Raw genomic sequence first — 26,261 nt, forward strand, 5'->3', positions numbered from 1 at the left:
CGTTGAAACTTCTGCCGTACACTCGGTCCTCATCCTGAGGGCCCGCCAAAGGCGGGCGTCTCGAAGGATGGCCACAAGCCCGCACTCAAATACGATCGCCCCCCCCCGCCTGTTGGAAGGGCTAGTGGGGGGTGCCACACGGGCACTCTTTCAAGCAGCGCGTCAGCACGCCTGCCGCTTCCATCGCGGCTGCCCGGCCACACGATCGCCCAACGCTTGACGTAGATCAACTCGCCTCGGTGCGGATTGAGCCGACCTCGTTGGGGGCCAACGACAAGGTGTCGAGCATGCGCGTCATCGGCAGGATGCTGTTGGTTGTGGCGGTCGCCTTCGCGTCGCTGGGAGCGATGTCCGAGCAACGCGCGGATCAACCCGCGGGCGAACCGGAAATCCGCATCGGCAATCTCATGCCGTATTCCGGACCGTTGTCCGAATTCAGCGCGATCGGCAAGGCGGAGGCCGCCTATTTCGACATGATCAACGATCGCGGCGGCATCAACGGCCGCAAGATCCGCTTCATCACGCGCGACGACAATTCCGATCCGGCGACCGCGCTGGAGCTCACGCGCAGTCTGGTCGAAAAGGACGATGTCCTCTTCATGTTCGGCTCGTTCGGCACGCCCGGCAACCTCGCCACGCGCCGGTATCTGAACGAGAAGAAAGTGCCGCAGCTTTTCGTCGCCTCCGGCGACGAGGCGCTGAGCCAGGCCAAGGCGTTTCCCTGGACCATGGGCTGGCAGCCGGCATTCCGGTCGGAAGGGCGCATCTACGCCAACTACATCCAGGCCTATTATCCGCATCGCAAGATCGTGGTGCTCTGGCAGAACGACCAGTTCGGACGCGCGCTGCTCAAGGGCTTGGAGGAAGGTCTTGGCGATTTGAACCGTCTCGTCCTCGTCGACATCGCCTTCGACATTGCCGACGAGCATCTCGAAGGCCACGTCTCGGTCCTCAAGCGCGCAGGCGCCGATATCTTCGTCTTTCTCGGCGTGCCGTCGACCGCGTCCAGGGTAATCCAGCTGGCCGCCTCGCTCAACTGGCACCCGGTCATGATCGTGAACGATGCGTCCGCCTCGATCGCCAATGCGATGGCGCCTGCCGGCCTGCAGAATTCGGCCGGAGTGATCTCGACCGCTTTTCTCAAGGATCCGAGTGATCCCGCATGGAAAGACGATCCTGCCATGAAGGACTGGTTCGCCTTCATGGACAAATATCATCACGTCGAAAGCATCAACAACAGCGCCGCGCTCTACGGCTACGCCGCGGCCGAGACGCTGACCCAGGTGCTGAAGCAATGCGGCGACGATCTGTCCCGCGAGAACGTCATGCGTCAGGCGGCTTCGCTCAGGAATTATCACCCCACCGTTGCGTTGCCCAGCATCAGGATGAATACCTCGCCGGACAGCTATCTGCCGATCAAGCAGACGCGGCTTGTGCAATTTGACGGCCGCTCCTGGCAATTATTCGGCGCGGTGATCGAGACGGCGTTCACGGAAGGCGCGGCGCGATGAGGTGACTTGCCACAATGTGATTCACAAGAGGTCGTCATGCCCGGGCTTGTCCCGGGCATCCACGTTCTTCGATCTGCAAAAGACGGTCGTGGATGGCCGGGACAAGCCCGGCCATGACGCTGCGGAAGCTTCTGAGTCCTCACGCCGGCTTCAGCGAGGCGAGTGCGCTTTCCAGCAGCGAGCGCACGCGCGCGGTATCGCCAGACTTCACCACCGCTGGGTCGAGATAGAGCTCGAGGCCGGGCGCGCGCTCGGTGATGATTCCGCTGCTCTCCGCTGAACCATCGTTGAGCGCATCGACCGAATACGGAATGATTTCGCGGCTGATGCCCTTCATGGTGATCGCGGGCAGCGCGTGGGCGCTGACGATGTCGCTGACGAGTGCAAAGCTCTCGTAGCTCAGGACAATGCCGCCGGGCTCGGCGATCGATTGCAGCCGCGCGGCGAGGTTCGCCTCGGCACCGATGATGGTGTAGTCCATGCGGTCGCTGCTGCCGAAATTGCCGACGTTGCAATAGCCGGAATTGATGCCCATGCGGGCCTTGAACGGCAGCTCGATGCCGGAGGCGCGCCACTTGGCATTGAGCTCGGTGAGGCGATGCTGCATGCGCCAGGCCATCTGGAGGCAGGCCTGTGCGTCGGCGCGGTCGCCCCTGGTCTCGGGATCGCCGAAGAAGATCAGCATGGCATCGCCGATGAACTTGTCGATGGTGCCGCCATATTCAAGCGCGATCGCCGACATCTCGGTGAAGTACTCGTTGAGCAGCTGGGTCAGCAATTCGGGCTGGAGCCGCTCCGCGGTCGCGGTGAAGTTCTGGATGTCGGAGAAGAAGATCGTCAGCTTCTTGCGCTCAGTGTGGATGGTGACGTCCTTCTGGCCGGAGAAGATGCTCTTGTAGACCTGGGGCGGGATGTAGCGCGAGATCTTCATCGAGAGCGCGGCGAGGAAGTCGTTGGCAGATTCGAGTTCCCTGTTCATGGTCTTGATGCGGCCGGCCTGGCGGCGCTGCAGCGAGAGGAAAGACAGGCCGCTGCCGGCGGCGATCAGGAAATACGCCAGCAGGAACTTGAACGAGAAGATGTTGGCGGCGATCGGCTGGGCGATGACCACCTCCTGGATTCCTCTGACATCGCCGACCTTCCAGTCCCGCTTCGGGCTCTCGGGATGGCTGTTGTGACAGCTGACGCAGGCCGGTCCCATCGTCACGGGGGCGATCAGGCGCACCTTGTCGTTGAAGAGCGAGGTATCGGTCTCGACGATCTTCTTCTCGGGGTCTGCGCGCAGGGCTTCCAGCGCGTCCTTCTCGAACGCGTCGAGCTGGTGCGGCGCCCGGTTCTGGAACGGAAAATCCGAGACGAAGCGGTAGGTGATATTTTCCTGCTGGGCGCCGATCACCCGCCCGAGTTCCAGCGACAGCGTGGCCGGGATCGGGATGGCACCGGGGACGGATTCATAATTGTGGATGACTTTGGTCGCGCCGTTCGGGTTGGCCAAAACCCGCCCGACCACGTTGGTCGCGTAATAGCTCCGCACGCTCGTGATCACCGAATTGAGATCCGCAGCCTGCCGGCGCAGCGCCGTCTTGCTCAGCTCAGTCAGGTCCAGCCACACCGCGACCGGCAAAGCGAGCAGCAGGAAGGCGATCGCGGCGCCCGTGACAAGGCTGCTCTTGCGCTGTTGTTCGGAAATCTGTTGTTTCACTCTGTGGCCCTTATCTGCATTTTTGTCGCAATTCCCAGGGATTGCGGCCCGGCATGCGGCGCCAGAGGGCCCGTGAACGCGAGCCCGCACAATCCCCATAGTATGGGAGTCGCCGCAGGCCGCTTTTCGTTTCACAATGCACGATTAAAATCGGCATTATTCTTTAGCTGCGCCGGAGACCGTCATGACCGAGACCATCCGCATCAAACGCTTCGTCGTGCGCCCCGTGATCGTGCCGATGAACCTGCCGCTCCAGACCTCGACCGGGGTGATCGCCAAGGCGCCGCTGGTCCTGATCGATTGCGAGACCGACCAGGGCGTGCGGGGACATGGCTATCTGTTCTCGATCACGCCGTCGGCGTTGAAGCCGCTGACGGCGATGGTCACGGAAATGTCAGAGCTGCTCACCGGCGACGAGCTGCTGCCGTTCGAGATCGAGCGCAAGCTGACCCAGCGCTTCACGCTGCTGGGTCTCGCCGGCCTGCAACGGCTGGCGCAATCCGGCATCGACATGGCGGCATGGGATGCGCTGGCGCGCAGCAAAGGCTCGCCGCTGGCCCGCCTGCTCGGTGGCGCGCCGAAGCCGGTCAAGGCCTATAATTCGAAGGGGCTCGGCATCATGCCGGCGGGCGCCGCGGTCGAAGAGGTGCACAAGCTGCTGGCGGAGGGCTTTCACGCCGCAAAAATCCGCGTCGGCCGGGCCGATGCGCGGGAGGATCTCGCCGTCGTGCGCGCGGTGCGAAAAGCCGTCGGCGACCAGGTGACGCTGATGTGCGACTACAATCAGGCGCTGACGGTGACGGAAGCGATCCGCCGCGGCGAGATGCTCGACGACGAGGGGCTGACCTGGATCGAGGAGCCGATCCGTCACGACGATTACGAGGGCTGCGCCCGCATCGCCGACGCGCTGCGCACCCCGGTCCAGATCGGCGAGAACTTTGACAGCGCTTTTGCGATGCAATCGGCGCTCACGGCTGAGGCCTGCGATTACGTGATGCCTGACGTGCAGCGCATCGGCGGCGTCACCGGCTGGCTGCGCGCGGCAGCGCTGGCGCACGCCGCCGGGATCGAGATGTCGACGCATCTGTTCTCGGAGGTGAGCGCGCATCTGCTCTGCGTAACGCCGACCGCACACTGGCTGGAATATGTCGACTGGGCCGATGCGGTGCTGGCGACACGATTGCAGATCAAGGACGGATTCGCGCTGCCGAGCGAGGAGCCCGGCAACGGGATTGCGTGGGACGAGGCGGCGGTCACCCGATATCTCGTGAGCTAGTCGTTGAAAGCGAGGCCCTTGGCAGCTTCGCCGGGAGGACCGGGTTCGACGATCCCAGCGCAATTGCCCTGCGGCTTTTTCCCGGCGAGCATGCCGCGGAAAAACGCGAGCGCATCCGGGAACGCCGCATGCAAGCCGCCATTATGCGTGTAACCGGGATAGGTCTTCCAGACCACGTCATTGCCGGCCGCGCACAGGGCCGCGACTTCGGCATATTGCCGGGTCGGCACCAGCGTGGAATCGGCAAGGCCGGTACCGAGCAGCACCGGCACCTTAAGGCGCACCGCTGGCGTGTCCGTAACCGGCGTCAACCGCGCCAACACATTGGCCATCGGCTCGACATAGACATTCTCGGCGGTGATGCCGTCGCGGCCCGCGATCTCGCGCATCTCCGGTGTGCAGCTTTCGCGCGCCGCCTTCAACACCGGCTTGCCCTTGTCGGCGACGAGATCGTCGGCCGACGGCGCGCCATCCGGCAACGATCCGCCGAGCAGCATCAGCGACGTGTAGATCGGCGAGCCGATCGCGGTGGTCTGCGGCGGCTTATAGGGACCATCGGGGAACGTGGACACCAGGCCCGTCGCGACGGTGGCGACGAGCGGCACATCGGGCGCGTAACTTTCCGCGATCACGGTCGCGCCTATTGCCGCGCCCGAGCCCTGCGACTGTCCGCTGACGAAAACCTTCGAAGCGAGCTTGCCGCGATATGCGGCGAGCGCCGCGCGCACGCCGTCGAGCACCGAGCGCCCTTCCGACTGCCAGATCAGATAGGGATGCGGCCCCGGTCCGCCGAGCCCCTGATAATCGGTCGCCACCACCGCAAAACCGTTCTCGAGCCAGCGCTGGATGTAGGTGGCATCGCGCGGCTTGTGCCCGGTCCAGGACGGCGCACAGACGTCCGACACGCCGAGCGTGCCGTGCGCCCAGGCCACCAGCGGCCAGCCTCCGGCCGGCGGCTCGCCTTTCGGCAGATAGAGCGTGCCGCTGACCGGTACGATGCCGGCGTGCCAGCGCACATCCGCCGACGTGTAGAGGATGCGCTCGGCGATACCTGCCGCCGTGATCTCCGGCTGCGCCAGCATCGGCTCGCTGCGCAGCATCACGCCGGGGCTTTCCGGCAGGGTTTGAGGCCCGCGATAAAAGGCGGACAAATCCCGATCGCCCACGCTCGGACCCACGGGAAGCGACGAGTCCGCGTGCGCCTGCGCCATCGCGAGGCCTGTGATGATGGCGAGCGCCATCGCGAATTTGGGGATCGGGGTTGTGAACATTGGGCATCTCCTGTCCCTTTGCGGCGTGCCGCATTCTTTGTTGGCGAGTCGACTGCCGCAGTAGTCCAGTTTCTACGTCGATTATGGAGACGTTCGCGCGGAGGTCCACGTCTTTTTCAGACCACGATTTTCTCAGACCACGTCTTTCTCAGACGTGCGCGGGATAGCTCAATCGGCCGCCGGGCAGGACGCGCGCGGCTGAGTTGATCGCCGCCTCCTCAACCTTTCCGGGTCCCAGAATGTGAAATACGCTCTCGCCGGCGGCGAGCAAATAATCGGTGATGATCCGGCGGTGGCACCGCCACCACAATGTCTCCGCGCACATGATGGCGCAGCGCTGCGCCTGCCCGAGTTCGCGCAAGTGAGCGAGGCCGTCGCGAAAGCTCTCGCTCATGGCGTAGTCGGCGTAGTTATGAAAGCTGTCGTTCTGCCAGAACGCATTGGTTTCGCGCGGCACCTCGCGCTTGCGGCTGCGCAGACCGCCGAGCGAGGCGATATGCTCGTAGCCGATCGACGCGGCTGCGAGCGCTTGCGGCAAGGTCTCGCGGTTGTACTGCGGATTGGTGCGCGAGCGGGGCACGGTGCGAACATCGGCAACGAGGGTGACCGAGGCGCCGTGCAACAATGCGATGAATTCATCGATCGGGCGTGTGGCGTGTCCGATCGTGAAAAATGGATGAGCCATGGCACGCTCTTGCTGTCTGTGCCGCAGCAACCGCAGCGCACGGCCAAGACGGCTCGTCAAGCCGGAGTTCGTCGCGCAGCGCCCGCCTGCGCCCTTTGGGCTTCGGCGTGGCATCCTTCTCTCGCTAGCGCGAGCGAAGGATGGTGGGCACGACAGGGATCGAACCTGTGACCCCTACCATGTCAAGGTAGTGCTCTCCCGCTGAGCTACGTGCCCTAGAGATATCTAGATCGGGTGGGGTCCCTATAACGGCTCAGGGGAGCGCGCGCAAGGACGGAACCGGCCGATTTAGGCCGCCAGCATCTTGTTCACTTCGCTGACCAATTCGCGCAGATGCACCGGTTTCGACAGCACCTTGGCATTCTTGGGGGCGTCCGAATCGGAGTTCAGGGCCACCGCGGCGAATCCGGTGATGAACATGATCTTGATGTCGGGATCGAGTTCCGAGGCCCGGCGGGCGAGCTCGATGCCGTCCATCTCCGGCATCACGATGTCGGTCAGGAGCATCTCGAACGGCTCTTCGCGCAACCGCTGATAGGCGGCCATGCCGTTGTCATGGGACGAGACCTGAAAACCGGCGTTTTCGAGCGCCTTGACCAGGAAACGTCGCATGTCGTTGTCGTCTTCGGCGAGCAGGATCTTTGGCATGGCTGGAACGTCGAATCCCCAAAGCAGTCACAACACAATCAGAAGGCATCGGCAGAGGTCACTAAGCCCGACAGAGGGTAAATTTCGAGTGAAAGTCTTTACCCTGGCGCCGACCGGCGCGCCCCCTTGTGAACCCGAACGCGGCGTGACGCAATCGACTAGCTCGGTGCGGTCCCCGCCTCGATGCCCGCAGGGTTAAGACATGTTCCAGTGTCGATCCCACTTTTTCGCTTGGCAGAATGGTTGCGATTCCGGACAATGACGACACATAAGAGCCGCTCGACCGGCCGAATCACGGATCCCTGCCTTGCCGGATCGTGCGGCGCCAGGATCTTTGGACGCCAGGATCTTGCGGCACGAAGGGACGAAGCCCGAGAAGATGACACGGTTTGACGGCGACAAGTCGCCAGCGTTCGAGATCGTGGAGCCCGCCGAATGGCGCGCGCCTGTTATCTTCAACTCGCCCCATTCCGGCTCGACCTATCCGGATCATTTCCTGAGTGCCTCGCGGATCGATCTGCCGACGCTGCGGCGCTCGGAAGATTCCTTCATGGACGAGCTGATCGGCCATCTCAGCGAACGCGGCTTTCCGACCGTGCGGGTCAATTTTCCCCGCTCCTATGTCGACGTCAATCGCGAGCCATATGAGCTCGATCCCCGGATGTTCACCGGCCGCCTGCCGAGCTTCGCCAATACCCGCTCGATGCGGGTCGCGGGCGGCCTCGGCACCATCCCGCGCGTGGTCGGCGACGGCCAGGAGATCTATCGCGAGCGGATCGCAGTCGACGATGCGCTGGCGCGGATCGAGACCCTCTACAAGCCCTATCATCGCGCGCTGCGCCGGCTGATCAACAAGGTGCACCAGATGTTCGGCACGGTGGTGCTGGTCGATTGCCACTCGATGCCCTCGGTCGGCGTCTCCCGCGACGAGCCGCGCCGGCCCGAAATCGTCATCGGCGACCGCTACGGCACGAGCTGCACGCCGCTTTTGCCGGACCGGGTCGAGGAGACCATGAGCGGGCTCGGCTATTCGATCGGCCGCAACAAGCCCTATGCCGGCGGCTTCATCACCGAGCATTACGGCAACCCGGCGAGCGGCCTGCACGCCGTGCAGCTCGAGCTCAACCGCGCGGTCTACATGGACGAACGGCGGCGCGAACGCGGCCCGCGCTTTGCGAAAGTGGCCGCCGACTTCGGAGTGCTCGCTGACGTGCTGGCGACGACGATCCCGTTCGGCGATCTCGGCCCGTTCCAGGCCGCAGCCGAATAGACGAGAGCTTTTTGTTCGGACCATCAGGTCCGCGCGGATCGGGCGCGGACGTGTTTCGCTTTGCGCCAACACGCGCGTTCAACTGAAAACAGGCCGAAAGAAAAAAGGGCCGCTTCTGATGAAGAAGCGGCCCAAGTCTAGGGAGGAAACGCCCAAGGAGGGCAGCGGTAACGCGAGAAGCGCTACCGCACCGCAACAATATGCGGCCGCGTCGCACAAAGTGCAAGGGCTTTTGAGCCGTTTCCCATGCAAAAACACATGGCTCAATTGCTCCCAGAGAAACCCAGATTCAGTTTCTTTGATAAGGAAATTCAATGGGTTGATAGCTGTTTGCATACGAACGAGGCAGGCTCGGAACTAAGCATTCAACTCAATGATCGATTGTTGCCCGAGAGATGGCCGATCCGAGGCAATAACCGCCGCATCCAAAATACCGGGGCGCAAGATCAAGACACTCTGCCTGTCTCCGGCGATTTGAGCTAGGCAGGTGCGAGCTTCACCCGACTTTCGTTTTGAGGATTCGGCCTGTGACGGTGATCGACTTCTCCGCCTTCATCGGACGGCTCGCCACCACGTCCGGCGAAACCATCCTGCCGTTCTTCCGCACCTCGCTGTCGATCGACGACAAGAGCAAGACCAAGGATTTCGATCCGGTCACGGAAGCCGACCGCGCCGCGGAAGCGGTGATGCGGCGGCTGATCAAGGCCAACTTCCCCCAGCACGGCATCGTCGGCGAGGAATTCGGCAATGAGCGCGAGGATTCGGACTATGTCTGGGTGCTCGACCCCATCGACGGCACCAAGTCCTTCATCGGCGGCTTTCCGATCTGGGGCACGCTGATCGCGCTGTTGCACAAGGGCGCGCCGGTGTACGGCATGATGCACCAGCCCTTCATCGGCGAGCGCTTCTCCGGCGACAACGGCTCGGCCATCTACAAAGGCCCGTCCGGCGAGCGCCGGCTCCAGGTCCGCCGCTGTGCCTCTCTTGCGGAGGCCACGACCTACACCACCAGCCCGCTGCTGATGAACGACCGCGACCGCGCCATCTTCGGCCGCATCGAGCAGGGCGCGCGGCTGTCGCGCTATGGTGGCGACTGCTACTCCTATTGCATGCTGGCGGCCGGCCACGTCGATCTCGTGGTCGAGACCGAGCTGAAACCCTACGATATCGCAGCCCTGATCCCGATCGTGACCGGCGCCGGCGGCATCGTCACCACCTGGGAAGGCAAGCCGGCCCAGGGCGGCGGCCGCATCATCGCCGCCGGCGATGCGCGGGTTCACGAAGAAGCCCTGAAACTGCTCAACGGCTAGTCACACCGCCGCCGCGCGCAGATGCTCCACCAGCATCTTCGCGGGCCGCGGCAGTGTCTTGAAGCTGCGCGCGCAGATCACGAGTTTGCGGTTGGCCCAGGCGTCGCGCAGACGGACCATGACGAGCGGCATCAGCCTCGCGCAGCGACGGGCGGCGGCTTCGGGCACGAGCGCTACGCCGACATCGGCGGCGACCATCTGGCAGATCGCGTCGAAGTCACGCAGCCGGGCGCGGTAATGCGGGCGCATGCCGAGCCGCGCCGCGTGCTTGGAAATATGGACCTGAAGCGCGGTGGCGCTGGTCAGTCCGATAAACTCGCAATCGCCGGCCTCCTGGAAATCGATCTGCCGGCGGCCGGCAAACGGACCGCGCCGCGACGTCACCAGCGTCAGGCGATCCTCGCTGAAGGCAAAGCGCTCGATATGGCCGGGCAGCGCGTGCTCGGCCGCGAAGCCGAGATCGGCAGCGCCGGCGGTGATGGCGGCCGCGATGTCGGTGCTCTCGCGTTCCTCGATGTCGATGGCGACGTCGCGATGCTCGCGCAGGAAGCCGGCGAGCGCCTTCGGCAGATGCTCCGACAGCCCGGAGGTGTTGGCGAGAAAATGCACGCTCGCCCGCACGCCGCTGGCAAAACCGGCGAGATCGCCGCGCATGGCATCGACCTGGTGAATGACGAGCCGCGCATGATCGAGCAGGCTCTCGCCAGCCGCGGTCAACTCGACGCCGCGACGCCCGCGCTTGAGCAGCGCGACGCCGAAGGCGTCCTCGAGCCCCTTGATGCGCGCGCTGGCCGAAGCCAGCGCCAGATTCGACCGCTCCGCGCCGCGGGTGATGCTGCGCTGGTCGGCGACCGCGATGAAGAGCTGGAGATCGACCAGGTCGAAACGCATCAGTTGCCTCCCCAAATGCTAGCCTTCGTCGTGCACGAAGGCTGTCTCCGTAACCTCCAGATTGTGCCGGCGCGCGGCTTCAGTCAATGTGGGCGGCATGATCGACCCGCTCCTGATCCTCATCGCCGCCGTTTTCCTGATCGCCGGATTCGTCAAGGGCGTGGTCGGACTTGGGCTGCCGACCGTCTCCATGGGACTGCTCGCCGTGAGCATGGCGCCGGGGCGCGCGATCGCCATCGTGATCGTGCCCGCCATCGTCACCAACATCTGGCAGACCTTTGTCGGCCCGCATCTGCGCGACATCCTCAAACGGCTGTGGCCGCTGATGATCGGCACCGTGATCGGATGCTGGCTCAATGCCGGCGCGCTGACCGGACCCTATGCGCGCTACGGCACGCTCGTGCTCGGCGTGCTGCTGGTGGTCTACGCCGTCATCGGGCTGAAGAAGTTTCAATTCCGGGTCGCGCCGCAGAACGAGAAATGGGTCGGCGGCGTGGTCGGGGTCGTCACCGGCGTGATCTCGGCCTCGACCGGCGTGCAGGTGATCCCCTCGATGCCGTTCATGCAGGCGATCGGCATGGAGAAGGACGAGCTGGTGCAGGCGCTCGGCGTGTTCTTCACGACAGCGACGATAGCGCTCGCCTTCAACCTCACCGCGGGCGGCCTGCTCACGCCGGCCAACGCCGTGCCCGGCGCCATCGCGATGGCCTGCGCCTTTGCCGGCATGTTCATCGGCCAGTCGGTGCGGGCGCGGATGCCGGCCGAAGCCTTTCGCCACTGGTTCCTGATCGCGATGATCCTGCTCGGCGTTTATCTGGCGGGCAGCGCGCTGGCCAAGCAATTCGCGTGAGACAAGTTACCGCGTCTCCAGCATGGCGACGCGGATGCCGAGATAGATGAAGAGACCCCCGAGGGCCCGGTTGACCCAGGCGATCACGCCTTCCGACTGCCTCAGGCGGTGGGCGGCCCTCGCCGCGAACGCCGCCAGCACCAGGCACCACAATGTTCCCGTGCAGATGAAGATCAGGCCGAGCGTCAGGAACGCGAGCGGCTTGTGGGCGGCGTCGGCTGCGACGAATTGAGGCAGGAAGGCCAGGAAGAACAGCGCGACCTTGGGATTGAGCGCGTTGGTGAAGACGCCCTGGAGGAAAACCCGCCGCAGCGAACTCCGCTCCGCCTCGTGCTTGTCCGCCGCCAACGTTGGCCGCGAGCACAGCATCTGAAGTCCCGTCAACACGAGATAGGCCGCGCCGACCAGCTTCAGGATCGAGAACGCGGTGGATGAGGCCATCAGGAGGGCCGAAAGGCCGATCGCGGCGCCCGCGACGTGGAAAAAGCAGCCGCAGCTGATGCCGAAGGCGGCAGCGGCCCCGCCTCGCCAGCCCATCTGCATGCTGCGGCCGATGACGTAGACCGTATCCGGCCCCGGCGTGACGTTGAGCAGGATGCCGGACAGGACGAACAGCCAGATTTCGTGAATGCCCAGCATGCGAGAGGCTCCCGCCGCCCCGGCCGGGCGGTCTGAAGGGGATTCGGCTTAATCGGTTCGCACCGCGTCGGCCACTACCGGAATTGCGTGGGGTTTGTATCGAATTTGCAATGTGGATCATAGTTTCGCTCGGCCTCATCTGCTCTATAAAGGCCGGGTTCTTGAAATGCGGGATTCGAGGCGGCTGCCACCCCGTGGCTGGTCCCCCTCCCTTGGAGCTCCGAGGATGGAAAGACGTCTGGCTGCCATCGTCTGCGCCGATGTCGCCGGCTATTCGCGGATGATGGGCAGTGACGAGGCCGGCACCCATGCCGCCTTCAAAGCCCATCGCAGCGCGATCCACCCCATCATCCTCAATCACGGCGGCCGCGTCGTGAAGAACACCGGCGACGGCTTCCTGCTCGAGTTTCCCTCCATCGTCGGCGCCGCCGAGGCGGCGGTCGCGATGCAGCTGCTGATGGCGGAGCGCAATCAGCATCTGCCCGCCGACCGCGCCATGCAGTTCCGACTCGGCATCCACATGGGCGACGTGATCGCCGACGAGGACGAGGTGTTCGGCGACGATGTCAACATCGCCGTCCGCCTCGAATCCGTGGCGAGCCCCGGCGGCTTCGCCATCTCGGCCAAGGCCTACAAGGAGGCCAGCAAACATCTCACCGTGCCGCTGGTCGATGCGGGCAACCACCGCTTCAAGAACATCAAGGACCCGGTCGGCGTCTGGACCTGGACGCACGAGGGCGCATCGGCGCTTGCGCCCGCGCTGAAGGAGGCATCCACCCTCGCGCAGCAGAACCGGACCGCGATCGTTGGCGTGCTGCCCTTCGCCAATCTCAGCGACGCCCAGGACGAATATTTCTCCGACGGCCTGACCGAGGATTTGATCCACGCGCTGTCGCTGCAATCCTTCTATCGCGTGCTCAGCCGCAACTCGACCTTCGCGTTCAAGGGCAACAACGCGAGCACCCGCCTGATCGCGCGGGAGATCGACGCCACCTATTTGATCCAGGGTTCGGTGCGGCGCGCCGGAGCCAAGATCCGCGTCACCGCCGAGTTGATTGCGCCGGAAACCGGCGAGCAGCTCTGGACCGGCCGCTACGACCGCGACATCGGCGACCTCTTCGCCATGCAGGACGAGATCACCACGAATCTGTCCGCCGCCATCGCCACCGAGATCGTCCGGGCCGAGGCCTCGGCGCCGGCGCGGCTCTCGACCGACGTGACCGCCTGGGACCGCTTTCTCAAAGGACTGTCGCACTATTACCGGCAGACCAAGGAGGACCTGAACGCCGCGGTCGAGCTGTTCCGGGAGGCCATCAGACTCGAGCCCAAACTGTCGATCGCACATGCCTATCTCGCCACGATCCAGCTCCAGAGCGTTCAGTTCGGCTGGGTCAAGGGCACGCGCCAGATGTGGGCCGAGGCGATGAGCCTCGCCGAAACCAGCGTCCGGCTCGACCCGCGCTCCTCCTTCGCCTTCTCGATCCTGTCCTGGGCGCACGCGCTGGAAGGCCATGACGAGGCGGCGATGGACGCCGCCAAGCGCGCGGTCGCCCTCAACCCCTACGACATGGGCGCCCGCGGCGTGCTCGGCATCTGCCACTTCGTCATCGGCGAGCATCGCCAGGCGATCGAGCTGTTTTCGATGGCAGCGCAGCGCGACAACAGCGACCCACGCTATCAATGGGCGGCGCTGAACGCGTTCAGCCATTATCTCGTCGACCAATACGACGCCACGCTGTCGTGGGCTCGCGAGCAGCTCTACGTCAATCCGAACCACTTGCAGGCCCTTGCGATCCGCGCCGCGGCGCTGGCGCAGCTGGGACGGACCGGCGAGGCGGTCGAGGCAACCTCCGTGCTCCTGAGCAATTACCCGACCCTGAACGTCGACCGGCACTTGCGGAATTTTCACTGGAAGCGGCCTGAGGACCTCGCACATTACCGCGACGGGTTGCTGAAGGCCGGCGTGCCGCTCGGCAAGCTCACTTTGGTCCAGAGCGACCTCAAACGCGCCGCCGAATCCTGAGCGCAAGCCGCGCGTGCGCCGCGATCTCGCGCTGGACATTATTGACACGACCGTGAATTCGGCCACACTTCGTCACACGCGGAAGTAGTAACATTGCGCCGCGTCCGCGCAGTCTGTTGGTTTGGAATTCCGCGCTCTATCAGAGCGTCATGCTTTTCACGTATCGCTGTTTTCAGGATTTTGGGCCATGCACGATCCCACCTCGAAACCCTTCGTTCCATCGATCGAGGTCTCGCCTGACAATCCCTGTCCGTTCCTGCGCGGTCTCGTTGGCGAGGGCTTTGTTGCCGGCGGGACCGTCCCGCTCAACACCCTGTCGCAGAGCATCGGGGCAGCGAGCGGCGAGACCGGCTTCAAGAAGGTCGGGGCGCGGATTGCGGCTTATCTGATCGCTCTCGGCGCGAACGGCGCCCTCCATTTGCCGAAGAGCATCTTTTCTGGCGCACAACTCGATCAGCTGCGCAACGGCCCGCTGGACAAGCACGGCGCCGGCTCGCGAATCCTCAACGAGCACGCTGTGGTGCAGGAGAGCGAGATCGAGCGTCTTGCGAGCTTCGGCCGCGATTACCCCGATCCCTGCGGCGGCGTCGAGCGCGGCCTGAACGAAGCCGAGATCACCACCTATATGCGCGCGAACCTCGCGCGCGCAGACAACAAGCGCTGGTACTTCCCGATCCTGATGAAGGGCGAATGGCCGGTGCTGCTGAACATCCTCGGCAAGGGCGAGGGCAAGAACCGATACCTCAGCGTGGCCGAGGTCCGGACACTGTTCGAAAAGCGCAAGCTTCCCGCTCGGATCGAGCAGCGGCTGCTCGACCAGCCGGTGCTGTCGCGCGGTCAGCACATCGCGCGCGGGATCGGCATCGCCGCAGCCGCGCTCGTGGTTGTCGCGCTGGCGATCGTGTTTGCGGTGGCCGAATTCCCCAACCAGGTTCGGGCGATCCTGCCCGAGAAATTCAAGGTGGCGCTGCCGCCGCCCCTGCCGCGGCTTCCCAGGACCACTACCGCCTATTGGCTCGAGCAGAACTGGTCGCTGGAGGACCGGTACTGGTTCCACCATGTGAGCCAGGGCACTGCGACATTCCCCGTACCCTATGCCTGGTTTGTCGCGCTGGAGCAGCCGACGTTCAACCTGTTCAGCAGGAACGGCATGTTGAAGGACAGCGCCTATCTCGAGCGCTTCGGCTTCATCCCGAGCCCGCAGACCATCCACACCGACGAAACCACGCTCCGCCGCTTTGGCTTTGCCAACGTCTACGACACGAACCCGGCCCCGCCGCCCTCAGGGCTCTGGAAGACGCCGGTCGAAAACGTGGACGGACTGCCGGTTGGGTTTGCTCGGCTGACCGGTGTCCTCGATCCCGCCTCGGGCCGCCGCGAGGAGGACAAGATCGGGCTGACCTGCGCAGCGTGTCACACCGGCCATATCCGCTACAAGGGCGTCGATGTCCGCTTCGACGGCGGACCCGCGATGACCGACCTGAAGAAGCTCGAGCTCGTGACGGGCCTGTCGATCGTCTACACCTGGAAGCTGCCGACGCGCTTCAAGCGTTTTGCCGATCGCGTGCTCGGCCCGAATGCCGGCGACGTGGAACGTCACGAATTGAAGCAGAAGCTCGGTGAGATCGGACAGTTCCTGCTCGACTGGCAGAACACGTATAACCAGACGATTGCCGGCAAGAAGACCTACGACGGCAAGGAGCAGCAGCGCGATACCGAGGAAGGCTTTGGCCGGCTCGACGCGCTGAACCGTATCGGCAACCAGGTCTTCTCGCAGGATTTTGCGCTCAGCGGGGTCGACGGTTTCGAAAAGAACCTGCATGCTCAGGACGCGCCCGTCAGCTTCCCGCCGATTTGGACAGTGCCGTGGTTCAAGTTCGCGCAGTATGACGCGTCGATCGAGCAACCGCTGATCCGCAATGCCGGCGAGGCGCTCGGTGTCACAGCGCTGCTCAACCTGTCTGACGGATATGCGCCGGACAAGATCTGGCGCTCGTCCGTCGCCCTGCAAAATCTGGAATGGATCGAGCGGCTCATAGCCGGCCCCGATACGCTGGCCGAGAAGAAGTTCAGTGGGCTCCAGGCGCCGAAATGGCCATCGCAGCTGTTCGGCGACAGCGCGTGGACGATCGACGACGAGCGCGTCAGCAAGGGCCGAAAGCTTTACGCGGAGATGTGCGCGGGATGCCATCTTGGACCCGTCAACGACCCCGCGTTCGATCAGGACTATTCGGCGAAGAGCCTATGGTCCCCGGATTCCAAACATTGGGAAACCAGCGGCACCAGCAAGGTGCTGGATCCGATCCAGATCCCGGTTACCCATGTCAACACCGACCCCGGGCAAGCCGAAGTGCTGGTGAAGCGGACGATCGAGGTGCCCGGTTTCCTCAAGGTCGACCCCGCACGCCAGCTCACTGCCTGGTGGGACTGCAAAGGTCTGAAGAGCACGGCCGAGATGCCGTACTCGCTCGCGCTTATGACCACCGTTGATCTCGTCGCGCGGAAGTGGATGAGCGAGGCGCAGATGCCGCAAGAGCAGCAGAAGGCGTGGTGGGGCGCGCGACAGAACTGCCCCAACCCGACGCCCGTGGCGGTCTATCGCACGCGGCCATTGAACGGCGTCTGGGCCACCGCACCCTATCTGCACAACGGCTCCGTACCCTCGCTCTATTGGTTGCTCAAGCCCGCGGCCGAGCGTCCGAAGAAATTCTGCATGGGCATGCGCGACTACGATCCGAAGCAGGTCGGCTTTGCCGTGGTCGACGGCGAAACATGCAAGACCGGCGAAACGCAATTCACGACGACATGGCCCGACGGCAGGGCCGTTGCCGGCAACAAGGTGGAGGGCCACTCGTTCGAGGGCGCGTCGGACGCGCCGAAGAAAGACGGTGTGATCGGACGCGGGTTCAAGGATGACGAGGAGCGCTACGATCTGATCGAGTATCTGAAGACGCTGTGAGCTGCCGCTTGCAGGGCGAGATCGGACTCCATCCACACCGTCATTGCGAGCGAAGCGAAGCAATCCAGTCTGTCTGCGCGCAGGCGGTCTGGATTGCTTCGTCGCAAGGGCTCCTCGCAATGACGGAGAATGAGGACTCTCCGCGAGCGCAATTCTCACTGCTCCCGCGGAGACTTCCCTCTCACTTGAACAGCGGCGTGCCAGGCACGAAGGCATCGAAGGCGGCCCAGAATTGCGAGCGGTAGCGGTCCTGCTCCTGGAGGATCTCGTGCTTCGAGCCGGCGATCACGAGATGAGAGCCGGCGCGCAGATGATAGGCGAATTCCTCGATCGCCGCGGTCGAAACCACGGTGTCGTTGGATGCCGCCAGCATCAGGATCGGCTGGCGGATTTCGGACGGATAGCTCATACCCTTGAAGGTTTTCATCGCCCTGAAGGCCGTATCGGCCCAGGCAACGGTCGGTGATGCCAGGCCGAGCGTCGGATCCTCCTCCAGGATCGCAGCATTGCGCGCGTAGCGCACGGGGTCGCTGGTAAGGGGATTGTTGATGAAGGGGGCGAGCCCGGTGAGGCGATCGCTGCCGCCGGGAACGTAGCTGCCGCCCTGCCCGGTCAGGCGCATCGCCTTGAGCAGCGCGCGTACCGGAAACGAGGTGGCCCGGCCGGGCAGGTCGATCATCGGCGCCGACAGCACCATGCGATCGAACCAGCGCTTGCCTGCATGCGCCACCCGCAGCATCACCGCGCCGCCCATCGAATGGGCGAGCGCGAAGAAAGGCGGCGGGCAATCGGGCAGCACCACCTGCTGTACGAAGCTCTCGACGTCGATCTCGAAGTCCGCGAAGTCGCGCACATAGCCCTTGCGCGGATCGCGCAGCCGGCGCGAGGAATGGCCCTGCCCGCGCCAGTCGATCATCGCCACCGCGAAGCCGCGATCGCGCAGGTCGCGCACGGTCTCGAAATACTTTTCGATCTGCTCGCTACGGCCGGTGAAGACGCAGACGGTGCCCTTGCGGTTCGCCGGCGGCGCCCAGCGCGCGAAGCGCAGTTCGGCGCCGTCGGGCGTCTTGATGGTGCCGCTGACGACGTCTTCGGGAACGGGATTGGACGGAATCGAGATCAGCGTCATGATTGGAGGGGCTGCTGAAGATCAAGGGGCGGGAGCGCCGAAAAGGCGCGAGTGCCGCCCTCTTGAACGCAGTTTCCCAAAACCCATATCATCACCGTGCAGGCCGCTACCAGTGTTTCGGAACCGGAACATCAGGCTGCACACAGACGAGGCCCGGCCCGATAGGCGGGCGGGTTACCAACAGTCGCTCAATGGAGGACTTGAACCATGCGTACCTACGATCTGACCCCGTTCTATCGTTCCACCGTCGGCTTCGACCGTCTCTTCAACCTGCTCGACCAGACGAGCTCGGACGGCAGCCCCGGCTATCCCCCCTACAATATCGAGCGCACCGGCGAGAACGCCTACCGCATTACAGTCGCGGTCTCCGGCTTCGCCAAGGATGAGCTCTCCATCGTCGCGAAGGAAAACACGCTGACGATCAAGGGCGGGAAAGTCGCCAACGAGAACTCGAAATCCGAAGTGCTCTACCGCGGCATCGCCGCGCGTGCCTTCGAGCGCGCCTTCCAGCTCGCCGATTTCGTGCAGGTGAAGGATGCCTCGCTCGAGAACGGGCTGCTTCACGTCGATCTCGTGCGCGAGATTCCCGAGGCCAAGAAGCCGCGCCAGATCGCGATCAACACCAGCGCGCAAGGCGCCCAGGCGATCGAGAACTCGGCCGCGCAGGCCGCGTAAAGCACGTAAGCCACTTCCAGGTTGCGAGAACGCCCCGGTGCCCCGGGGCGTTTTTTTCTTTGACGAACTCCCGCCCCCATCGTCGTCCTGGCGAAAGCCAGGACCCATTACCCCAAGGAGAGATTTGACGAAGACTTGTTGTTCGGTACTCCGGCCGCTCAAGATCGATAGACCTCGCGATATGGGTCCTGGCCTTCGCCAGGACGACACCTTGTACTTGGTCGCTTATTGCACTTTTTGCACTGCATCACAGGGCAGTGAGGAGGCGTAACGCCGCCGCCGCGTGCTCCGTCCTTTGGGGATCGAACCCAAAAAAAGACGGAGAACGATCATGACTCTCTGGCGCAGCCTTTTCGTCGCCGCGAGCCTGCTGGCAGCCCCCGTCAGCCTTGCCCACGCCCAGACCGCGCAGACCGTGAAGGCGAAGAACGTCGTGCTGGTGCACGGCGCCTGGGCGGACGGCTCGAGCTGGTCGGAGGTGATCCCGATCCTCCAGGCTGCGGGGCTCACCGTGACCGCCGTGCAGAATCCGCTGTCATCGCTGGCGGACTCCGTCGAGGCGACCAAGCGCGCACTGGCCGAGCAGGATGGTCCGACCGTTCTGGTCGCACATTCCTGGGGCGGCACCGTGATCAGCCAGGTCGGCACCGATCCGAAGGTCACCGGGCTCGTGTACATCGCCGCACGCGCACCCGACGCGAACGAGGATTTTGTCGCGCTCTCGAAACTATTCCCGACCGGCCCCGTCCGCGCCGGCATCGTCGAGCACGACGGTCTTACAAAGCTCTCGGAAGACGCCTTCCTGAAATATTTCGCCAACGGCGTCGCGCCGGAGCGCGCCAAGGAGCTCTACGCCGTGCAATGGCCGACGGCGGCCTCGATCTTTGCCGGCCGCACCACCGAGGCCGCCTGGCATTCGAAGCCGAGCTGGTACGCGGTGTCGAAGCACGACGACACCATCAATCCCGACTTCGAGCGCTTCCTCGCCAAGCGCATGAATGCCACCACCATCGAGCTCGATGCCGGCCACCTCTCGCTGGTGTCGCATCCGAAGGAGGTGGCGAACTTGATCTTGGAAGCGGCGGGGTATGGACGGAGCTGAGTGGCGGTTGTCACGATGCAAAAGGCGCCTGAGCGCTCAGGCGCCTTTGGTTGGCACAACTCTCTCCCAGCCGTCGTCCCGGCGAAGGCCGGGACCCATAACCACAGGGAGAAGTTTGACGGCGATTCTGAGTTCGGTACTCCCACCAGACTTAAATGATAGACCTCGCGGTATGGGTCCCGGCCTTCGCCGGGACGACCGGCTGGGTTTGGCTGCTCCGTCGCGTCAAACGATCCGCGCTACTCCAGTCCCTGCGCCGCCGGCATATCCTGGGTCGGCAGGATCGTTGGAGCGGGCTTGGCCTGACCGATCGTTGGCGCGACAGCTTGTGGCGCATCGGCGGGCTTGGCCGGCGCGGCGGCCGTTTGCTGCACGGGCTGCGCCTGGGCCTGTTGCGGTGCCGGCGCCGGCGCGGTCGGCTTGATGGCGGCGACCGGCGCCTCGCCGCGGGGCGGGGCGGCCTTCGGCATCGGGACGGTGCGACTGGCGACATGGGGGATCGAGGCGGGCGGGCGCGGCGGCCAGCCACGGATGGCGATCGGCGGCGGCAGTGCGCTTTGCGGGCCGTAAGGCGCAACGGCGTGCTCCTCATAGGGAGGCGCCATGCCGTAGGCATCAGCGGCCGGCATGAACCGCAAAATCCGCCCGTCGCGGGCGTCGATCACCAGCCGGCCGTTATCGCCGCGGCGGTCGATCACCGCGATGGTGTAGACGGCGCCGCGCAGGCGCGGGATCCCGAGCGGGGAGAAGCCGTTGTCGCGCAGCACTGTATAGACCTCGGTGGCCGGCAGCAGCGCCGGGCCGCGCTCGTCAGAGCGATAGCCGTAACGCGGCGGCGGTGGCGGTGGCGGGGCGGCTTCTGCCGGCTCGTAGGGTCCATCGAAATCCGAGACCGCGACGTAGGGCCCTGGCGCCACTCCGTTCGCCCGCACTTGGGACTCAGCGGCACTTGCCACCAGCGCCAGCACGGCGGCGGCCACACATCCTGTGAAAAACTTCATGGTCGACACGCTCCTGTCAGGCCCCCGAATGCCTCGCGCGCTTTCGCTTCTTGCGGCTTGGCGCGCCTTTCGAGGGTTGATCCGAAGCTTCATTGGGGATTTCGGCGTCGGCGCGGCCGGATCAGGGCGCGTTTGCTTCAAAACCGGGGCCGCGCGCCATGCGGAAAGCGGCGATTGACACTTCGGGAATCGGGACTTCCGCGCGCTTGTGTGTTACACAAAAATTTGGCAAGGTGGTTGTTAGGACAGGAAGACTGTCTCAATTTTGCTTGCGGTTCCGGCATAGGGATTGCAACGAAAGTCGGTGCTTTCGAGCGCCAGGAAGGCAACAGGCAAAGCCGTTCTCGGGGACGAAGAGCGCCTTGGCCTGAATTTAAGAAAATGCGGCTCGCAACGGACGAGCGGTGGCCCAGAAGCGGGTGCCGCGGAACGCCCAAGGTGCGCCGAAGATCGCGGTGAGGCAGCTTGCCGCATGGAGAGGACGAGGACATGAACGGGTCGCAATTCGAGCGCGCAAGCATCGTGGCAGAAGAGCTGTCGGCGACGGTCGCCTCGAAAACGGCTGATCCGATTCAGGAACACAATTCGCGCCCGCCGGCCGAAGGCCTCTACGATCCCTCGCTCGAAAAGGATTCCTGCGGCGTCGGCTTCATCGCCAACATCAAGGGCCAGAAATCGCACGAGATCGTCGCGGACGCGCTGAGCATCCTCTGCAACCTCGAACACCGCGGCGCTGTCGGCGCCGACCCGCGCGCCGGCGACGGAGCCGGCATCCTGGTGCAGATTCCGCACGCCTTCTTCAGCCGCAAGGCCAGGGAGCTTGGCTTCGCGCTGCCCAATCCCGGTGAATACGCCATCGGCGCGCTGTTCATGCCGCGCGACACCGCCTGGCGTAACGTCATCAAGAGCATCATCGCCGACCAGATCAAGGAAGAGGGCTTGACCCTGCTCGGCTGGCGCGACGTGCCGACCGACAATTCCTCGCTCGGCGTCACCGTGAAGCCGACCGAGCCCGCCTGCATGCAGGTGTTCATCGGCCGCAACGGCACCGCCAGGACCGAGGACGATTTCGAGCGCCGGCTCTACATCCTGCGCAAGTCGATCTCGCAGGCGATCTACCAGCGCCGCGACCGCGGATTGGCGGGCTACTATCCCTGCTCGATGTCCTGCCGCACCGTGATCTACAAGGGCATGTTCCTCGCCGACCAGCTCGGCAAGTACTATCCCGATCTGCACGAGAAAGACTTCGAGAGTGCGCTGGCGCTGGTGCATCAGCGCTTTTCGACCAACACCTTCCCGGCGTGGTCGCTGGCGCATCCCTACCGCATGATCGCCCATAACGGCGAGATCAACACGCTGCGCGGTAACACCAACTGGATGGCGGCGCGCCAGGCCTCGGTCAGCTCCGAGCTCTACGGCAAGGACATCAACCGGCTCTGGCCGATCTCGTACGAAGGCCAAAGCGACACCGCCTGCTTCGACAACGCGCTCGAATTCCTGGTGCAGGGCGGCTACTCGCTGCCGCACGCGGTCATGATGATGATTCCGGAAGCATGGGCCGGCAATCCTCTGATGGATGAAACGCGCCGCGCCTTCTACGAATATCACGCCGCGCTGATGGAGCCGTGGGACGGCCCCGCCGCGATCGCGTTCACCGACGGCCGCAAGATTGGCGCCACGCTCGACCGCAATGGATTGCGGCCGGCACGCTATCTCGTGACCAAGGACGACCGCATCGTGATGGCGTCCGAGATGGGCGTGCTGACCATCCCCGAGGACCAGATCATCACCAAGTGGCGGCTGCAGCCCGGCAAGATGCTGCTGGTCGACCTCGAACAGGGCCGCCTGATCCCCGACGACGAGATCAAGGCCGACCTCGCCCGCAGCCATCCCTACAAGGAGTGGCTCGAGCGCACTCAGATCGTGCTCGAAGATCTGCCGAAGGTGCCGACCACCGGCGTGCGCTCGAACCTGTCGCTGCTCGATCGCCAGCAGGCGTTCGGCTACAGCCAGGAAGACATCACCATCCTGATGACGCCGATGGCCTCGATCGGCGAGGAAGCGGCCGGCTCGATGGGCAACGACACGCCGATCTCGGCGCTGTCAGCCCGGGCCAAGCCGCTGTTCACCTATTTCAAGCAGAACTTCGCGCAGGTCACCAATCCGCCGATCGACCCGATCCGCGAGGAGTTGGTGATGAGCCTGGTCTCGATCATCGGGCCGCGGCCGAACCTGTTCGACCTGCAGGGCCTTGCCACCACCAAGCGCCTCGAAGCGCGCCAGCCGATCCTGACCGACGCGGACCTCGAAAAGATCCGCTCGATCTCGGACGTGGCCGAAACCCACTTCAAGTCGCGCACACTCGACACCACCTTCCACGCCGGCCTCGGTGCGGCCGGCATGGACCAGGTGCTGGACGAGCTCTGCGCGCGCGCCGAAAGCGCGGTGCGCGAAGGCGTCAACATCATCATCCTGTCCGACCGCATGGTCGGTACCGACCGGGTGCCGATCCCCTCGCTGCTGGCCTGCGCCGCCGTGCATCACCATCTGATTCGCACCGGATTGCGCACCTCGGTCGGCCTCGTCGTCGAATCCGGCGAGCCGCGCGAAGTGCACCATTTCGCCTGCCTCGCAGGCTACGGCGCCGAAGCGATCAATCCCTATCTCGCGTTCGAGACCATCGTCGCGATGAAGGACCGCCTGCCCGGCTCGCTCGACGATTACGAGATCGTCAAGCGCTACATCAAGTCGATCGGCAAGGGCCTGCTCAAGGTGATGTCCAAGATGGGCATCTCGACCTACCAGTCCTATTGCGGCGCGCAGATCTTCGACGCCATCGGCCTCAAGGCCGACTTCGTCGGAAAATTCTTTGCCGGCACGCATACCCGCGTCGAGGGCGTGGGTCTCGCCGAGATCGCGGAAGAGGCGGTGCGCCGCCATGCCGACGCGTTCGGCGATGCGCTGGTCTACAAGACCTCGCTCGACGTCGGCGGCGAATATGCCTATCGCAGCCGCGGCGAGGACCATGCTTGGACTGCGGAGTCGGTCGGGCTGCTGCAGCATGCCGCGCGCGGCAACTCGCTGGAGCGCTACCGCGCCTTCGCGAAGATCCTCAACGAGCAGTCGGAGCGCCTGCTGACGCTGCGCGGCCTGTTCCGGGTCAAGAGCGCCGAGGAAGAAAAGCGCAAGCCTGTCGCGCTCGACCAGGTCGAGCCGGCCAAGGACATCGTCAGGCGCTTCGCCACCGGCGCGATGAGCTTCGGCTCGATCTCGCGCGAGGCGCACACCACGCTCGCGATCGCCATGAATAGGATCGGCGGCAAGTCGAACACTGGCGAAGGCGGCGAGGAAGCCGACCGCTTCAAGCCGCTGCCGAACGGCGACAGCATGCGCTCGGCGATCAAGCAGGTCGCCTCCGGCCGCTTCGGCGTCACCACGGAGTATCTGGTCAACTCCGACATGATGCAGATCAAGATGGCGCAGGGCGCCAAGCCCGGCGAAGGCGGCCAGTTGCCCGGCCACAAGGTCGACGCCACCATCGCCAAGGTCCGGCATTCGACGCCGGGCGTCGGCCTGATCTCGCCGCCGCCGCACCACGACATCTACTCGATCGAGGATCTGGCGCAGCTCATCTACGACCTCAAGAACGTCAACCCGACCGGCGACGTGTCGGTGAAGCTCGTCTCCGAGATCGGCGTCGGCACGGTCGCGGCCGGCGTCGCCAAGGCGCGCGCCGATCATGTCACCATCGCAGGTTTCGAGGGCGGCACCGGCGCTTCCCCGCTGACCTCGATCAAGCATGCCGGCAGCCCCTGGGAGATCGGTCTCGCCGAAACCCACCAGACGCTGGTGCGCGAGCGGCTGCGCAGCCGCATCGTGGTCCAGGTCGACGGCGGCTTCCGCACCGGCCGTGACGTCGTGATCGGCGCGCTGCTCGGCGCCGACGAGTTCGGCTTTGCCACCGCGCCGCTGATCGCGGCCGGCTGCATCATGATGCGCAAGTGCCATCTCAACACCTGCCCGGTTGGCGTCGCGACGCAGGACCCCGTCCTGCGCAAGCGCTTCACCGGCCAGCCCGAGCACGTCATCAACTACTTCTTCTTCGTCGCGGAAGAAGTCCGCGAGATCATGGCGAGCCTCGGCTTCCGCACCTTCAACGAGATGATCGGCCAGACCCAGTTGCTGGACCAGACCAAGCTGGTCGCGCACTGGAAGGCCAAGGGGCTCGATTTCTCCAAGCTGTTCGTGCGGCAGAAGGAGGAGAAGGGCCAGAAGATCTACCACTCGGAGCGCCAGAACCATCATCTGGAGGCCGTGCTCGATCGTTCGCTGATCGAGAAGGCGACGCCCGCGCTCGACCGCGGCGCACCGGTGAAGATCGAGGCCGCCATCAACAGCACCAACCGTTCCGCCGGCGCGATGCTGTCGGGCGCGGTCGCCAAGATCTACGGCCATGCCGGGCTGCCGCACGACACCATCCATGTCAGCCTCAAGGGCACCGCGGGCCAGGCCTTCGGCGCGTGGCTGGCGCAAGGCGTCACCTTCGAACTCGAGGGCGAAGCCAACGACTATGTAGGCAAGGGCCTCTCGGGCGGCAAGATCATCGTCAAGCCGCCGAGGAACAGCAGCATCGTGCCAGAAGAGAGCATCATCGTCGGCAACACCGTGATGTACGGCGCCATCCAGGGCGAGTGCTATTTCCGCGGCGTCGCCGGCGAACGTTTCGCCGTGCGCAATTCCGGCGCGGTTGCCGTCGTCGAAGGCGCGGGCGATCATTGCTGCGAATACATGACCGGCGGCATCGTGGTCGTGCTCGGCAAGACCGGGCGCAACTTCGCGGCCGGCATGTCCGGCGGCATCGCCTATGTGCTGGACGAGACCGGCGAGTTCGACAAGCTTTGCAACATGGCGATGGTCGAGCTCGAGCCGGTGCTGTCGGAAGAGCTGATCAACGCCGGCACCTATCATCACGCCGGTGACCTCGAGGCGCATGGCCGCGTCGACGTGTTCAAGAACCTGCTCGCCTCCGACGTCGAGCGGTTGCACGTCCTGATCTCGCGCCATGCCAAAGCGACCGGCTCCAAGCGCGCCGCCGACATCCTTGCCAACTGGAAGGACTGGCTGCCCAAATTCCGCAAGGTGATGCCGGTCGAGTACCGGCGCGCGCTGCGCGAACTGGCCGCCAACGCGGACGCCGAGCCGAAAATCGCGATCGGGGCGTAGGCATCACACCCCGTCATTGCGAGCGAAGCGAAGCAATCCAGACTTTCTCCTCGGAAGCAGACTGGATTGCTTCGTCGCAAGAGCTCCTCGCAATGA

18 protein-coding genes and 1 tRNA gene are annotated in these 26,261 nt (G+C 64.6%); 10 read left to right on the plus strand and 9 right to left on the minus strand.

Features of this window, described 5'->3' with window-relative positions:
• Window positions 1-287: 287 nt before the first annotated feature.
• A complete protein-coding gene (locus tag AC0L2O_RS15270) occupies window positions 288-1,511 on the plus strand; it encodes an ABC transporter substrate-binding protein (protein WP_473370294.1) in 1,224 nt (407 codons plus the stop codon).
• A 139-nt stretch (window positions 1,512-1,650) separates the two neighbouring features.
• Here the strand turns inward: AC0L2O_RS15270 and AC0L2O_RS15275 are convergent, their stop codons facing one another.
• Window positions 1,651-3,213 carry an adenylate/guanylate cyclase domain-containing protein gene (locus tag AC0L2O_RS15275; RefSeq protein WP_473370295.1) on the minus strand — a complete coding sequence of 521 codons (1,563 nt, stop codon included), beginning with the start codon at window positions 3,211-3,213 and terminating at the stop codon, window positions 1,651-1,653.
• Window positions 3,214-3,397: 184 nt separating this feature from the next.
• On the opposite strand from AC0L2O_RS15275, the gene AC0L2O_RS15280 reads away from it, so the two are divergent.
• Complete coding sequence (locus AC0L2O_RS15280; protein WP_473370296.1) at window positions 3,398-4,489, plus strand: enolase C-terminal domain-like protein; 1,092 nt, start codon at window positions 3,398-3,400, stop codon at window positions 4,487-4,489.
• Here the strand turns inward: AC0L2O_RS15280 and AC0L2O_RS15285 are convergent.
• From AC0L2O_RS15285 to cpdR, 4 genes are all read right to left on the minus strand, one after another.
• Window positions 4,486-5,760 (minus strand): lipase family protein, encoded by a 1,275-nt coding sequence (locus tag AC0L2O_RS15285; RefSeq protein ID WP_473370297.1) that lies wholly within the window; start codon window positions 5,758-5,760, stop codon window positions 4,486-4,488. The genes AC0L2O_RS15280 and AC0L2O_RS15285 overlap by 4 nt on opposite strands.
• Before the next feature lie 148 nt (window positions 5,761-5,908).
• Window positions 5,909-6,445, minus strand: coding sequence for a DUF488 domain-containing protein (locus AC0L2O_RS15290; RefSeq protein ID WP_473370298.1), 537 nt, complete (start codon window positions 6,443-6,445; stop codon window positions 5,909-5,911).
• A 141-nt stretch (window positions 6,446-6,586) separates the two neighbouring features.
• Window positions 6,587-6,661: transfer RNA gene (locus AC0L2O_RS15295), tRNA-Val, on the minus strand.
• A gap of 72 nt (window positions 6,662-6,733) precedes the next feature.
• Window positions 6,734-7,093: a cell cycle two-component system response regulator CpdR gene (cpdR, locus tag AC0L2O_RS15300; RefSeq protein ID WP_007597092.1), complete on the minus strand. Its 360-nt coding sequence runs from the start codon at window positions 7,091-7,093 to the stop codon at window positions 6,734-6,736.
• Between the two features lie 379 nt (window positions 7,094-7,472).
• Between cpdR and AC0L2O_RS15305 the strand changes: the two genes are divergently transcribed.
• Entirely contained in the window at window positions 7,473-8,363 is an 891-nt protein-coding gene (locus AC0L2O_RS15305; RefSeq protein ID WP_473370299.1) for an N-formylglutamate amidohydrolase, read from the plus strand.
• A 527-nt stretch (window positions 8,364-8,890) separates the two neighbouring features.
• Window positions 8,891-9,673, plus strand: coding sequence for a histidinol-phosphatase (hisN, locus tag AC0L2O_RS15310; protein WP_369720863.1), 783 nt, complete (start codon window positions 8,891-8,893; stop codon window positions 9,671-9,673).
• On the opposite strand, the gene AC0L2O_RS15315 is transcribed toward hisN, so the two are convergent.
• Window positions 9,674-10,564: a LysR substrate-binding domain-containing protein gene (locus tag AC0L2O_RS15315; RefSeq protein ID WP_473370300.1), complete on the minus strand. Its 891-nt coding sequence runs from the start codon at window positions 10,562-10,564 to the stop codon at window positions 9,674-9,676.
• A gap of 97 nt (window positions 10,565-10,661) precedes the next feature.
• Between AC0L2O_RS15315 and AC0L2O_RS15320 the strand changes: the two genes are divergently transcribed.
• A complete protein-coding gene (locus tag AC0L2O_RS15320; RefSeq protein WP_473370301.1) occupies window positions 10,662-11,414 on the plus strand; it encodes a sulfite exporter TauE/SafE family protein in 753 nt (250 codons plus the stop codon).
• A 6-nt stretch (window positions 11,415-11,420) separates the two neighbouring features.
• Here AC0L2O_RS15320 and AC0L2O_RS15325 read toward each other — a convergent pair whose 3' ends face one another.
• Window positions 11,421-12,053 carry a LysE family translocator gene (locus tag AC0L2O_RS15325; protein WP_473370302.1) on the minus strand — a complete coding sequence of 211 codons (633 nt, stop codon included), beginning with the start codon at window positions 12,051-12,053 and terminating at the stop codon, window positions 11,421-11,423.
• 226 nt (window positions 12,054-12,279) lie between these two features.
• Between AC0L2O_RS15325 and AC0L2O_RS15330 the strand changes: the two genes are divergently transcribed.
• Together AC0L2O_RS15330 and AC0L2O_RS15335 are read left to right on the plus strand one after the other, a co-directional pair.
• Window positions 12,280-14,076, plus strand: coding sequence for an adenylate/guanylate cyclase domain-containing protein (locus tag AC0L2O_RS15330; protein WP_473370303.1), 1,797 nt, complete (start codon window positions 12,280-12,282; stop codon window positions 14,074-14,076).
• A 187-nt stretch (window positions 14,077-14,263) separates the two neighbouring features.
• Window positions 14,264-17,035, plus strand: a complete 2,772-nt coding sequence (locus AC0L2O_RS15335) for a di-heme-cytochrome C peroxidase (protein WP_473370304.1) — start codon at window positions 14,264-14,266, stop codon at window positions 17,033-17,035.
• Between the two features lie 181 nt (window positions 17,036-17,216).
• On the opposite strand, the gene AC0L2O_RS15340 is transcribed toward AC0L2O_RS15335, so the two are convergent.
• Entirely contained in the window at window positions 17,217-18,164 is a 948-nt protein-coding gene (locus tag AC0L2O_RS15340) for an alpha/beta fold hydrolase (RefSeq protein ID WP_369720858.1), read from the minus strand.
• Window positions 18,165-18,371: 207 nt separating this feature from the next.
• Here AC0L2O_RS15340 and AC0L2O_RS15345 point away from each other — a divergent pair, with 207 nt between their 5' ends.
• Window positions 18,372-18,839, plus strand: a complete 468-nt coding sequence (locus tag AC0L2O_RS15345; protein ID WP_369720857.1) for an Hsp20 family protein — start codon at window positions 18,372-18,374, stop codon at window positions 18,837-18,839.
• Between the two features lie 331 nt (window positions 18,840-19,170).
• Entirely contained in the window at window positions 19,171-19,941 is a 771-nt protein-coding gene (locus AC0L2O_RS15350) for an alpha/beta fold hydrolase (RefSeq protein WP_473370305.1), read from the plus strand.
• A 239-nt stretch (window positions 19,942-20,180) separates the two neighbouring features.
• On the opposite strand, the gene AC0L2O_RS15355 is transcribed toward AC0L2O_RS15350, so the two are convergent.
• Window positions 20,181-20,942, minus strand: a complete 762-nt coding sequence (locus tag AC0L2O_RS15355) for a hypothetical protein (RefSeq protein ID WP_473370306.1) — start codon at window positions 20,940-20,942, stop codon at window positions 20,181-20,183.
• Between the two features lie 489 nt (window positions 20,943-21,431).
• Between AC0L2O_RS15355 and gltB the strand changes: the two genes are divergently transcribed.
• Entirely contained in the window at window positions 21,432-26,165 is a 4,734-nt protein-coding gene (gene gltB, locus AC0L2O_RS15360) for a glutamate synthase large subunit (protein WP_473370307.1), read from the plus strand.
• The last annotated feature ends 96 nt before the right edge of the window (window positions 26,166-26,261 follow it).

It is taken from the genome of Bradyrhizobium sp. Kon10 (assembly GCF_055807395.1).